At 37.7% G+C, this 12873-nt stretch carries 16 protein-coding genes; 12 read left to right on the forward strand and 4 right to left on the reverse strand.

Annotated elements, in window-relative coordinates; all coding sequences use genetic code 11:
- Positions 1 to 10: 10 nt before the first annotated feature.
- The 10 genes from ACN6MT_RS15920 (at position 11) to ACN6MT_RS15965 (ending at position 9738) form a co-directional block, all read left to right on the forward strand.
- The gene (locus ACN6MT_RS15920) at positions 11 to 577 is read left to right on the forward strand and encodes an FAD synthetase (protein ID WP_419887025.1); all 567 of its coding nucleotides are present in this window, start codon (positions 11 to 13) and stop codon (positions 575 to 577) included.
- A 144-nt stretch (positions 578 to 721) separates the two neighbouring features.
- Positions 722 to 1981, forward strand: coding sequence for a Zn-dependent hydrolase (locus ACN6MT_RS15925; RefSeq protein WP_419887026.1), 1260 nt, complete (start codon positions 722 to 724; stop codon positions 1979 to 1981).
- A gap of 353 nt (positions 1982 to 2334) precedes the next feature.
- Entirely contained in the window at positions 2335 to 3804 is a 1470-nt protein-coding gene (locus tag ACN6MT_RS15930) for a 4-hydroxyphenylacetate 3-hydroxylase family protein (protein WP_419887027.1), read from the forward strand.
- A gap of 66 nt (positions 3805 to 3870) precedes the next feature.
- Positions 3871 to 5040, forward strand: coding sequence for an ABC transporter substrate-binding protein (locus ACN6MT_RS15935; protein ID WP_419887028.1), 1170 nt, complete (start codon positions 3871 to 3873; stop codon positions 5038 to 5040).
- Between the two features lie 11 nt (positions 5041 to 5051).
- Complete coding sequence (locus ACN6MT_RS15940; protein ID WP_419887029.1) at positions 5052 to 5918, forward strand: branched-chain amino acid ABC transporter permease; 867 nt, start codon at positions 5052 to 5054, stop codon at positions 5916 to 5918.
- Positions 5919 to 5932: 14 nt separating this feature from the next.
- On the forward strand, positions 5933 to 6958 hold the full coding sequence (locus tag ACN6MT_RS15945) for a branched-chain amino acid ABC transporter permease (protein WP_419887030.1): 1026 nt from the start codon (positions 5933 to 5935) through the stop codon (positions 6956 to 6958).
- Entirely contained in the window at positions 6948 to 7742 is a 795-nt protein-coding gene (locus ACN6MT_RS15950) for an ABC transporter ATP-binding protein (RefSeq protein ID WP_419887031.1), read from the forward strand. Before ACN6MT_RS15945 ends, ACN6MT_RS15950 begins: the two co-directional genes overlap by 11 nt.
- Positions 7735 to 8433, forward strand: coding sequence for an ABC transporter ATP-binding protein (locus ACN6MT_RS15955; protein ID WP_419887032.1), 699 nt, complete (start codon positions 7735 to 7737; stop codon positions 8431 to 8433). The genes ACN6MT_RS15950 and ACN6MT_RS15955 overlap by 8 nt, the downstream gene beginning before the upstream one ends.
- A gap of 102 nt (positions 8434 to 8535) precedes the next feature.
- Positions 8536 to 8988 carry a Rid family hydrolase gene (locus ACN6MT_RS15960; protein ID WP_419887033.1) on the forward strand — a complete coding sequence of 151 codons (453 nt, stop codon included), beginning with the start codon at positions 8536 to 8538 and terminating at the stop codon, positions 8986 to 8988.
- A 75-nt stretch (positions 8989 to 9063) separates the two neighbouring features.
- Positions 9064 to 9738 carry a DUF1028 domain-containing protein gene (locus ACN6MT_RS15965; RefSeq protein WP_419887034.1) on the forward strand — a complete coding sequence of 225 codons (675 nt, stop codon included), beginning with the start codon at positions 9064 to 9066 and terminating at the stop codon, positions 9736 to 9738.
- A gap of 381 nt (positions 9739 to 10119) precedes the next feature.
- Here ACN6MT_RS15965 and ACN6MT_RS15970 read toward each other — a convergent pair whose 3' ends face one another.
- From ACN6MT_RS15970 to ACN6MT_RS15985, 4 genes are read right to left on the reverse strand one after another with little or no spacing between them, the layout of a single operon-like run.
- Positions 10120 to 10356 carry a hypothetical protein gene (locus ACN6MT_RS15970; protein ID WP_419887035.1) on the reverse strand — a complete coding sequence of 79 codons (237 nt, stop codon included), beginning with the start codon at positions 10354 to 10356 and terminating at the stop codon, positions 10120 to 10122.
- 59 nt (positions 10357 to 10415) lie between these two features.
- Complete coding sequence (locus tag ACN6MT_RS15975) at positions 10416 to 10649, reverse strand: spore germination protein (protein WP_063253872.1); 234 nt, start codon at positions 10647 to 10649, stop codon at positions 10416 to 10418.
- Between the two features lie 11 nt (positions 10650 to 10660).
- Positions 10661 to 10912, reverse strand: coding sequence for a hypothetical protein (locus tag ACN6MT_RS15980; RefSeq protein ID WP_063253871.1), 252 nt, complete (start codon positions 10910 to 10912; stop codon positions 10661 to 10663).
- 24 nt (positions 10913 to 10936) lie between these two features.
- Positions 10937 to 11176 carry a hypothetical protein gene (locus ACN6MT_RS15985; RefSeq protein WP_419887036.1) on the reverse strand — a complete coding sequence of 80 codons (240 nt, stop codon included), beginning with the start codon at positions 11174 to 11176 and terminating at the stop codon, positions 10937 to 10939.
- 228 nt (positions 11177 to 11404) lie between these two features.
- On the opposite strand from ACN6MT_RS15985, the gene ACN6MT_RS15990 reads away from it, so the two are divergent.
- Both ACN6MT_RS15990 and ACN6MT_RS15995 read left to right on the forward strand, forming a co-directional pair.
- On the forward strand, positions 11405 to 11878 hold the full coding sequence (locus tag ACN6MT_RS15990) for an Hsp20/alpha crystallin family protein (protein WP_063253869.1): 474 nt from the start codon (positions 11405 to 11407) through the stop codon (positions 11876 to 11878).
- 42 nt (positions 11879 to 11920) lie between these two features.
- Complete coding sequence (locus tag ACN6MT_RS15995; RefSeq protein ID WP_419887037.1) at positions 11921 to 12847, forward strand: hypothetical protein; 927 nt, start codon at positions 11921 to 11923, stop codon at positions 12845 to 12847.
- Positions 12848 to 12873: the final 26 nt, after the last annotated feature.

The raw sequence follows: 12873 nt of genomic DNA on the forward strand, positions 1-12873 counted from the left end.
GTTTTTCACTTTGGAAATTCATGCACCAGGAACTTTAAAGCTCCCTGCATCAGCGCTCACGATTGGTGCTCTTGACGGTGTACATTTAGGGCACCAGGCATTACTAGCAAAAACAAAAATGCGGGCGGAGAAACTCGGGGTTCCATTTGTGGTCTATACCTTTGATCCTCCTCCGAAGGTATTTTTTAAAAACTGCCAAATGATCACTTCACTCGATGAAAAGCTTAATCGGCTTGAGATGTCGGGTGCTGAGCATGTGATTGTAGGGCAATTTAATGAAGCATTTACGAAACAAACTGTTACTGCTTTTATAGAAGAACTAGAGTTAATCAATCCGGTTGAAATTTGGGAAGGTCCAAACTTCCAATTCGGAAAAGATCGAAAAGGGACAATCGACGATCTAAAGGCTCATTTTAATGTAGGTATTTTAAGTCCGCTGCAATGTGAACAAGGTGAATTAATTTCATCAACTCGTATTCGCAAATTATTACTGCAAGAAAACTATTCTTCAGCCAGAAATTTACTGGGAGATATCCGCCATATTTCCTTTTTGGCAGAAAAAAACTTTGCCGTATAAAGGTTTTTTCACTTTATTAGTATATTAATCAAAAATAATTGGAGTAGCAATTATTGAGTTATTCATAATTGTTACTCCCGTTTTATTTCTTGCGAGAAAAATTGAAAAAACGAAATTGTGGGTTAGAAAGTGGGGAGTAGTGTGTTGAAAATTAATCTTAGTCGTTTAGTACAGGATATTGAGCGATATGGTGAATATGGAAAGAATGAACATGGAGGTGTGACAAGACCTAGTTTCTCTTACGAAGATCATCAGGTACGTCAATTGTTTATAGAAGAATTAAAGGAAATGGGACTTGAAATTACCATTGATGGTGCTGCCAATATATGGGGGAAATATAAAGGAACTGGAAAAAAGAAAGGTAGTATCGTTATTGGCTCACATTTGGATTCTGTTCCTAATGGTGGAAAATACGATGGGCCACTTGGTGTTCTTATGGCAAAAGAAATTATCAAAACGTTAAAAGAGCATACAATTCTTCTTGACCATGACATTGAAATTGTTTCCTTTACAGCAGAAGAGTCGAATGATTTTAATTTATCCACTTTCGGGAGCCGTTGCTTTGTCGGACGGTTAACGGCAGAAATCTTAAAAGACGCTTGTGATTCAAAAGGAGCTCTTCTGAGTGAGGAATTGAAGAAGGTTGGCGGTGGGCTAGATAAATTCCCGGAAATTAACAAAATGCATAATAATAAAAAAGCTTTTATTGAACTTCATATTGAGCAGGGACAAAGGCTAGAAAGCGCGAATATTTCAATGGCAGTAATCAACAGTGTGGTGGGTACGTATCGTAGTGTTGTATCAATAAAAGGAGACCCAAATCACTCTGGTACGACAATGATGGTGAATAGAAAAGATGCTCTTACAGCAGCGTCTGAAATGATTCTTGAGGTTGAACGGTATTGCAAAGCAAAGGGTAATGTGGTTGGAACAGTAGGGAGAATAAATGTAAGTCCTAATGCTGCCAATATCATTCCTGGTCAAGTTGATTTTATATTGGAAATAAGAGCGGAGGCAGAGGGTAGCATCCAGGAGGCGATAGCATCCATCCAAGATGTTTGGCATGAGATTTCTGATAGAAGAAAAGTAAAAGTTGTACAAGAAGTATTTCTTGACCAAAAACCTGTACTTTTAGACCAAGTTTTGGTGTCTGTTTTTGAAAACACTGCTAGGGAAATGAACGAGCCTTGTTTGACGCTGCCTAGTATGGCTGTGCATGATGCTGCCCATATGGCAAGTATAACGAAATCAGTTATGGTATTTGTTAAGAGTATTGGCGGGAAAAGCCATTGCCCTGAAGAGTTTAGTGAACCCGAGGATATTGAGAAGGTTGGAAATTTAATACTTCAAGGAATTATTCAACTGGATAGGACGCTATCAGAAAAGGAGATTAAAAGCGTTTAAATTGTTTATGAAGACATGGAATAAAGTCACTTTTCTTTCTTTTGTATGATTGTAGAAGGCTTGCTACTACTAGCAGGTCTTGATTTGTAATATAGGTTTCTTCTACATGGATTCTAGCTTCTCTATTAAAAAAATTTTTTATAGTAAAAAAATCATTGGAAATTTGATATAGTAGTAGTATTGAATTTTTAAAATAAAGAATTTTTAGAATATTTAATTGACATTATCACTATGGATTTGTTATTTTTAATTAAAGAATAATTAAAGAAAAGTTCCGTAAATGAAAAAGTATATTCAATCTTTGAATTTATGTAGCGGATTCAAGTCATCAATGAAATTATAGGAGGAATCGTATGGCATTAATGACAGGTAAAGAGTACCGTGAATCGCTGAATGACGGAAGAGAAATCTTTATTGATGGTGAAAAAGTTCGGAACGTAGCCGAACATCCATCCTTTAAGCCCATCGTTGATGTAAAAGCTAGAATGTATGATATGGCATTTGAAGAGAAGTATGCTAAAACCTTGACCACTAGACTTCCGGATGGTGAAATTGTATCCCGAGCTTACAAAGCACCTGAGACCAAGGAAGATTTGAGTGCTATTCGCAAACATGTGGAAACTGTTCTTGATGACCTTGGGGGAGTAGTTTATCGAGTGGGCGATGAAACGATTGGTGAAATGTGGTCGCTTTTTGATGCCCAAGAGAAATTAAATGAAATTGATCCAACATATGCAAAAAATATTAAATATCACATTGACCGTGTTGCGAGAGAAGATTTATTCCACGTATCAGCAAACACGGATCCAAAAGGCGATAGAAGTAAATTATTCAGTGGAAAAGATGGTGGAACCCTTCTTCATGTGGTCGAGGAAAATGATAAAGGCATTGTGGTAAAAGGCGCTAAGTTTGAAACAGCCGCTGCCTATGCCCATCAAGCATTTGTAAAACCAACGATATTAGATTGGAATGCTGGTTCAGAAAAAATGGCTCCATTCGCCTGTGGTTTTATCTGTGATATGGGTTCACCAGGGTTGAAGCATATTTGCCGGACATCACTAGGTACTGACCGTAATCCACAAGATTATCCAATTGCAACAAAATTTGAAGAAATTGATACATTACTTATTTTCGATAATGTCCTAATTCCGTGGGAAAATGTACTTTTCCATCGCTCCTTAGAATCTGCCGCCTATATTCGTTCTACCCTTCATCGTTATTCTGCCTTTAATTACACCCTAAGAATTCTGCGCAGGGCCGATTATTTAATCGGAACCGCCTTATTGAATGTTGAACAAACTGGTTTAACTCATCTCCAAGCCGTAAAAGAGAAAATCTCACAACTAATCAATTATCGTGAAGGAATAAATGCACATCTAACTGCAGCTGTGGCCGAAGCGGAAAAAAGCCCAGGAGGCTTAATGATGCCAAATCAATCACTATTGTACACCGGCCGTGTCTTCGCGTTAGCCAATTTTCCGGCAATGGCGCATTTAACTAGAGAGCTTGTTGGCGGACAATTAGCGGTAACGCCGGACTCTACTACGATGGCAGATCCAGAAGTCCAACCATACATTGATCAATATTACTCTGTTGGGAAGTGGACACCAGAGGATCGCGGTAAATTACTTTATTTTGCAAGAGATTTATTAAATTCCTCTTATGCTGGGCACCGAACAACCTTTGAATTATTTGCCCAAAGTCCGCCGTTTGCCCAACAAATGGCCGTGTTTAATAATTTTGATTTGGAACCTAATCGTGAATTGGTGCGAAAAGCAGCAGGAATTAAACCTAATACCACTGAGTCTTCTTTTCGTTTATAATTTTTTGACAAAACAAGAGTTCTCAAGCAATAACCATTTCTAAATAGGATTAAAGGGGGATTTACGTTGGTACATTCTACAAAATTAATCGTGAAGAAGATTGTTATGTTTCTGGTGTTAGCCGTATTGTTGGTTGGGTGTTCTGGGACAAATTCTTCATCGGGAACTGGTGATTCTTCATCTAAAAGCGGTGATAAGATTAAGGTTGGACTGCAAGCACCAATGACTGGTGATAACGCACAGTATGGGCAGGATATGAAAAATGGCGTTGAACTTGCGTTTAAAAAGATTAATAGTGAAGGCGGTATTAATGGTAAAAAGCTTGAATTGGTAGTCGGTGATGATAAAGCAACTCCCTCAGAAGCTGTTGCCGTTGTAAATAAAATGATCATGAATGATGGAGTAAAGGCGATTATTGGCGGATATAATTCATCCCCAACACTTGCTGCCCAAGAAGTTTCAGGATCCTCAAAAGTCCTCCATTTAAACATGGGAGCCAGCCCTGATTTGTCTAAAACGGGTAACAAATACCTATTCCGTGTTATCTTAACTGGTTCCGTTTATGTGCCTGCTGTTATGAAATATATGGCAGAAGAGAAAAAAGTTAAGAAAATAGCGGCTTTATTTGAAAATACGGATTATGGAATTACGATGTATGATGCTGCCAAAGAATCGACAAAGGACCTTGGAGTAGAGTTTATTGCTACAGAAAAATATAACCCAGGTGATAAAAACTTTTCAGCACAATTATCAAAGATTAAGAATCTAAATCCTGATGCTGTAATGGTTGTAGGTTTGTACAATGAGGTAGCGTTAATTGAACAACAAGCAAGACAGGCAGGGTTAGATGTTCAGTTCTTCTCGCCAGATGATTCCATGTATTCAGAGCAACTCATCACATTAGGTGGAGATTCGGTTGAAAATCACATTTTTGCATCCATGATTGATCTAAATGATGATTCAGAAGAGATGAAAGAATTTAAAGCACTAGCTGAAGAAAATAATGTTCCAGCACAGGCTAATACTGCCATCGCTTTTGACGCAGCAATGGCGCTTGCAAAAGCACTAGAAGATGGCAGCGGTGATGCTGAAAAAGCACGTGATGCACTAGCAAATATTGAATATCAAGGAATTACTGGACCAATTAAATTCGATAAAAACGGTGATCGTTCAAATACTCCGATGATTATGCAAGTACAAAAGGGTAGTTTCACGGTAATTAAAGAATCAGAATAGGGGGATAACGTGTGTTCTTTGACCAATTAATAAATGGAATAGTCCTCGGCAGCATATACGCATTAATGGCGATTGGTTACACAATGGTATGGAATGTGCTCCGTTTTATTAACTTTGCACATGGTGAAGTATACATGGGAGGGGCATTCGTGTCCCTTTATCTTCTATTACTAGATACACCGATTTGGCTAGCTTATCTTGGAGGCGTGTGCGCAGGGGCATTACTTGGATATTTAATGGAAAAAGTGGTGTACATGAGGATGCGAAGTGCACCTAAATTAAATTTGTTGATCGCAGCTATTGGAATTTCCATTGTCCTTCAAAACTTAGCCCAATATATTTGGGGGGCAACTCCAGAAAGATTAACCTCACCATTCCTATCTAAAAATATTAGTATAGGGGATATGCTAATCAATCAGCACTATGTTTACATCATTATTGTCACCATTCTTGTCATGATTGTTTTAGAATTATTTATCAATCGAACACTTATGGGAAAAGCTGTCCAAGCGGCTTCACAAAACATTCAGGCTACACAATTAATGGGCATTAATGCAAATAAGATCATTTCGATTACCTTTGCAATCGGATCAGCTGTTGGTGCACTAGCAGGTATTTTAGTAGGGCCTGTCTTCCTTGTTTATCCAACTATGGGGGTGTTCGCTGGACTAAAAGGATTTACTGCCTCGGTTATGGGGGGAATGGGAAATATACCAGGAGCCATGATTGCAGGCTTATTATTAGGTATTATTGAAAGCTTTGCTGCTGGTTTTATTTCCTCCGGTTATCGAGATGCGGTTGCCATGGTCATTTTATTATTTATTTTATTAGTTCGTCCTCAAGGGATTTTTGGGAAAATCGTTCAACAAAAGGTATAAAGGGGGGAGAAAGGATGGAACAAATCAAAAAAACAGGTTTTCGAAAAATCGTGTTCATTTTGGGAGTGATTGCATTATTTCTCCTGCCTCTTGCAGTAGTAAATCCATACTTTATGTATGTTATTAATCTTATTCTAATCTATGCCATCCTTGCACTAGGTCTTGACTTAATTGTTGGTTATACAGGTCAGGTTTCGGTTGGTCATGGTGCATTCTTTGGGATCGGAGCATATGTGGCTGCGATATTGGCCAAAAAATTTGGATTTTCACTTTGGATGAATCTTCCACTTTCTATTGTGGTTACCGCATTAATAGGTTTTGTCATTGGATTTATTGGATTGAAATTAATTGAAGAATACTTAGTTATGGCGACGCTTGCATTTGGAACCATCATATGGCTTGTATTCTTAAACTGGAATGATCTTACAGGCGGACCGATGGGAATTGCCGGAATACCTGCTCCTCCGCCTATTAAAATAGGATCATTTGAACTTTTATTTACACGTTACCATGATTATTATCCCTTATTATTGATATTTGTATTTCTAGGTATTTTAGTCACACGTTTAATCATTAAGTCCGGATTTGGCCGTGCATGCACCGCCATTCGTGATGATGAACTTGCAGCTCAAGCAATGGGAATCCCTGTATTTAAAACAAAAGTAATGATGTTTACCATTTCAGCTGCTTTTTGCGGTGCAGCTGGTGCCTTATATGCTCATTTCCTGCGTGTGGTTAGTCCGGAAACCTTTGCTTTTGGGATGTCTGTCACCATTTTAACAATGGTTATGATTGGCGGCCAAGGTTCTATAGCAGGAGCGTTGATTGGAGCATCGATTCTTACCGTTTCTTCAGAGGTACTACGTGAGACACCTGAATTAAGAATGTTAATCTATGGATTTCTAATCGTCATCATGATTATGTTCTTCCCTAAGGGAGTCATGGGGTTATTAAAAATGTCAAAGAAACGATTTTTTCAAAAAAATTCAAAAGTGGAGAAAACAGCGATAGAGAAAGAGGGGTTAAGTTATGAGCAATAATCTTGTTAATGAATCAGCTATCTTAACCGTCAACAAACTTTCAAAGGCTTTTGGGGGAGTAAAAGCTGTAAACAATCTTTCATTCTCCGTCTCCGAAAACAATATACATGCGATTATCGGTCCGAATGGAGCTGGTAAAAGTACATTATTTAACCTTATCACAGGAGTTATTACACCTGATGAGGGGAAAATACAGCTATTAAATCAGGATATTACTTCATTGAGACCAGATAAAATTGCAGAGCAAGGGGTTTCACGTACATTCCAAAATATTCGCTTATTTCCTGATATGACCGTTTTTGAAACTGTATTAATAGGAACTTATCTTTTAACAGGTGGTAAACTTCTCCCTGCTGTATTCCGGACTAAGAACTTTCGGAATAAGGAACGGCAGGCAAAGGAAAGAATTGAAGAAATTTTGAAATTTGTTGGTTTATGGGATTTGCGCCATGAGTATGCAGCGAAGTTATCCTATGGAAGTCAAAGACGTGTTGAAATTGCCAGGGCTTTAGCAACAAATCCACGGTTATTATTACTGGATGAGCCTACCGCTGGTATGAATCAAAAGGAAACAAAAGAGCTGATGAATCTATTTACACAGGTAAGTAAACAAGGCATTACCATTTTAATTATTGCTCACGATATGCACCTGGTAAATACTTTGTCCAACCAAATTACTGTAATAAATTTTGGAGAAAAGTTGGTAGAAGGTCCTCCTGATGTGATTCAAAATCATCCTGCTGTATTGGAAGCTTATATGGGGAGGGCTGAAGTCAATGCTTAATGTTGAAAACGTTAGTACATATTACGGACAGATATGTGCTATAGACAATATTAGCTTGAAAGTAGAAGAAAAGGAAGCAGTTTCCGTTATCGGTGCCAATGGTGCAGGAAAGAGCACTTTATTAAAAACCATAATTGGTGAGTTGCGCCCTAAAAGTGGTAATATTCAACTTTCCGGTAAATCAATCGTTAATGAAAAAACGTTTAAACTAGTAAGTCGCGGCATGACACTTGTTCCTGAAGGAAGACATGTATTTCCGTTACTCTCCGTTTGGGATAATTTACTTTTAGGCGGTTATACACTTCCTACAAAAAGTCGTCAACAAAGGGCTGAAGAGGTCACTGAGCCATTTCCGATTTTAAGAGAAAGAAAAGAACAGCTGGCAGGTCTATTGTCTGGAGGAGAACAGCAAATGCTGGCGATTGCAAGAGCCATGATGACGAAACCTAAATTATTATTACTGGATGAACCATCAATGGGTTTATCACCAAAACTAGTTTTTGAGGTCTATGATAAAATAACCGAATTACATCAGCAAGGAACCACCATCCTTTTAGTCGATCAGAATGCTGAAATGGCGATTGATTTTTGCAGTCGTGGGTATGTATTAATGGCCGGGCGTTTAGCAGGCGAAGGTACAAAAAAAGAATTAAAGGAAAGCGAAATCGTTCAAAAATCTTATCTTGGATAAATTTTCAAAACATTGACAATTTTCCCAAAAAATATTATATTGTTTTTAGGGCATAAATAGGGATAAATTCCTTTAATAAAATCATAGGGAGGAAATAATAATATGTCAGTCCATGGCGAGACGCAAAAAGTAGAGATTCAGAGATTCCGAAAGTTCAAAACAGCCCAATATTATCCGAAAAGCTTGGGAAAGCCAGAACACCATATTGATAATGAATTTTGCATGGCCGTTCGAGCTGGAAATCGAATCTTTTTGAGGGGGCAAACTGGATTTGATTTAGATGGTAACTTTCACGGTATTGGCGATGTGGCAGCGCAAGCCGAAATGGCATGTACCTGTGTAAGGCAGCTGATCGAAGAGGCTGGCGGAACGATTAATGATATTTGTAAGATTACCGTTTACTTGATGCATCGTGAAGATCGAAGCAAAGTCTATCCGGTCATTGCAAAACATTTTAAAGATGTATACCCTTGCAGTACTGGTTTATTGGTAAGCGGATTTGCGATGCCTGAGATGTTAATGGAAATTGATGTTGAAGCTGTTATTAGCGAATAGAATTTATTTTTTTAGTAGATTAATACTACTTTCATAATGAATACTAAAAAATTAAATCTACCGAGGAGGGGTAAAATGACATTTTCGGTAGCGGGACGCTGTTCTTCCACCGGTGCATTAGGAGTAATTGTAACTTCGAGTAGTCCAGCAGTTGGTGCAAGGTGCCCATGGGTAAAAGCTGGAGAGGGTGCTATTTTATCACAAAATGTAACTGACCCGAGATTAGCAACTATCGGTTTTACCGTGTTGGAAAATGGCTTTGATGCCCAGTCGGCTATCCGTTCAATGAAGGAAGCTTCGCCGTTTCCGGAATACAGGCAACTGGCGGTAGTGGATTCGAAAGGAAATTCCGCTGCATTTACAGGAAAAAAGGCACTAGGTGTCCATGGAGAATTTTGTGCTAAAAATGTTGCTAGTATTGGAAATCTCCTTAGTGATCCTGCGATTCCGGAAGCAATGGGGCATGTCTTTTTAGAAACGGAAGGAAAGCCATTGGCAGAAAGATTAATTTTGGCGCTTGAAAAGGGCTTTCAGTTAGGCGGAGAATTAGATCAGGAACACTCTATTGGACTCTTAGTATATACAGATGAGCCATTCCCTTATGTTGACCTTAGAGTGGATTATAGTGATCATCCTCTTGAAGATATAAAGAAGCTATGGGAAATTTACGGTCCTCAGGCAAATGACTATAAAGTAAGGGCTGTTGTTCCAGAAATGGCACCTTCCTATGGAGTTATTGGTGACGAATAACGTTTTAGGTTAAGTTAAAATCTAACTCTGGGCAATAGTTTGCTAATGAATAGAAAAACACATGGGATTTTGATTGGGAGCCCCATGTGTTTTTTTATGAAATAATGTGTTATAGAGGAGATTGTCGGCGCAAGGAGGAAACGTTACATCCTGGACCACAATAATAAAGAAAAGTTTGCTAATGTAAGTCGGGGTTTACCTCTTTGATTCTTCGGCCAATTAACTATCTATTTTATAATAACACTAAAAATGCTGCCCAAAATTAAAACTTTGAGCAGCATTTTTAGTTTTGACCCGAAAAAAATGAGGCCGTTTGGTTTTCTAAAAAAGTAGGCTGAAACCGTCCTTTTGAGAAAAATTGACAGAACCATCCCCATTTTTTTACACTACACTGTTTTTAATGGCATTACTATCACTGACATCGGGATCAATGACTGTGGAAGCAGGGACCGCTACTGGAGAAAAGTCTCCATTTTGTTCTCCAAAGGCCTGATTTCGCTTATAGGTTACAAGTTGATCAATTAATTGCAGGGTCCCCATATTGGCTACTGCACCATTATCAATTGTATTCACTTTAAATCCAAGAACATTGATGACAACTGGTGAAACAAAAAACATGTTAACACCCCGTTTTTTCAAGTTATTTACATCTAGTTCAAAACAAGAATCAATGCGGACTATAAAAGGCTTGTTTTAACTGAGTTGCTATCAGAGATATCCGGGTCCAATACCCAAGAATTAGACAGTATTGTTGGGGATAAGTCCCCGTTCTGTTCTCCTATTCCTTGGTTCCTTTTATATGAAACAAACTGATCCAAGTGTTGGCTTGGACCTAGATTAACGACTCCTGCATGGTCGATCGCATTTATCTTAATTCCTAATATATTAAGTGATACAGGTGCAAATGTCATAGGATTGCTCCTTATAAATTAGGTAATTTGGCCGTTTCAAAAGAAGAATTAGAATCAATTTGATCCCGGTCATCAACAGCACTTCTGGTGCCAATAAAATTGGTTCCATCTCCCATATTTTGGCCAAGTCCTTGGTTTTTTTTATCAGAATTATGCCATTCCGCTAAAAGGTTTTGCCCCACATTTATTGCTGATGCATTCTCAAATGAATTCACCTTTATGATATTAATATTGATATTAATGTATGGAACCGGACCCACCATTTAAAACCTCCTAATTATTTTTCCTTAAAGGGGTTTACCAGTTATTTTTTGTGAGTTGGAATCCTCGATATCATGATCCAAAATCGTGCTTGTTGTGTAAATTTTCAAACATCCATCAGCCAACTGCTGGCCAAAGCCTTGATTTTTCTTTGCAGATACATTCCTGTTTATTTTCAAGGTAGAACTAAAAGAGATGGAACTACCATGATCGATATTATTTAGTTTTATTCCATTAATAGTCACCTTGGTTGGAATAAAGTCCATGAATGATTATCCTCTCTTTGGCATTACCCCGGGGTACTTAACTATATGATTGTTAACTAGAAAATATGATTTTGTATATAGGGACTAGACGGAACGTGGTAAATCATGGGGGCTTCATTTTAAGATTGGACACTTTTTATGAATGATTTACTAAATAATAAATATTATTAATTATAAGAAGAAATGTACGGGGATTCATACTGAGTCTTACAAGGAGGATGATCCATCATGGATATGAATAAGATCTTACAATGGATGGATTTGGCGAAAAAATACCAAACTGGTGATTTTTGGGATGGGATTTTTGATCAATCCTCCTTTGAAGAATTTATGAAAAGTAATATGGATCCAAATAAATCGGGTGAACCAGCAATGAGAGCGGGTCAGGGGAAAAAGTTTCCCCCAACAGATATTTTCATAACCGATGAGGAAGTTCTGTTAATCTCAGATTTAGCAGGTTATGTAAAAGAAAATATACAATTATCTGTATCAGGAACCCATCTTTTAATCAAAGGAAGCAGTCACCAAATGATGACGGGGGAGCCTGTACAGAAAGAAAGATATCATGGCTCTTTTGAACGGGTTATTCAACTTCCTGAACCGACGTTTCCAAATCAAATTCGGGCTAAATTTAAAAATGGACTTCTATTTGTTACATATAAACGGCAATTTTTAAAAGAAGAGCGAGTAGATATCGATTAACATAGTCGGAAAAATAAAATTACTTTAATGTGGGGAGACACGATGCCTATAAAAAGGATGTTCAATCAAAAGGCTGAAAAAAAAGTCTTAGATAATATGGAAAAGCAGACTTTAAGAATCAATGCACTCGAAGTTCAATTGAAAAGCCTATTGGAGTTTGAGAAGAAGATTCGAACATCGATGTATAGTTACAACAATGGGGAAAAAAATGAACAGGAGCGAGAAAAGACACTAGGTAAGGATTTAAAAATAATAAAGATGGAGAATGCCCATAATTTTAATGAAATCAATAAAAGATTGGAAGAAATGGGACAAAGAGTAGAGCAACTTGAAAAGTTTAGAGAGAATAAAGGACACTCACAATCAATAATAGAAGATCATCGACAGACATCAACTGAAGATTTTTCAACACATGAACATAAAAGTGAAAAAAGAGATAACATGGATGTGTTTTTCACACAGATTGAAATGAGAGTACAACTCTTAGAACGCAATATTTTATTGGTGAATGAAGTCCAGGCTGGGTTGGTAAAACGGCTAGAGGAGCTAATAGATATTAGTAATGGTTTAGTGAAACGAATGGACGAAACAGAGGTACCAATTAAAAACGAAGAACCTATTTTAAAAACGTTATATATTGAAAAGTTATACCTAGAAAAGTATGAACAAAACAATAACTTTGCTCAGCTTGGCATTAAAAGTTTAAGCGGAGCATTAAATATTGGTGCGACATATGGAAAAGAAGCAATCCCGAAGAAAATCACTGAGCAAGTAAAAGAGGAAATGGAAAAAATGAAGGAAATGAAAGGGGAAATGGAAAATAACCAGCCTAGTTCAGATCAGTCTGGTCCTATTCACCATGATGAATCATCCTCAGAAGGAGCTTCTGCCCCATCAGAGGACAAGATTCCATATACGGATATTGTCATTGAGGAGGACGATCCTTCCCATGAAGAGGATTTTTTTTAGGGCTTCTCCAACCTGGAAGTCCTATT

Source organism: Neobacillus niacini (assembly GCF_048572935.1).
GTDB classification, from domain to species: domain Bacteria; phylum Bacillota; class Bacilli; order Bacillales; family Cytobacillaceae; genus Neobacillus; species Neobacillus niacini.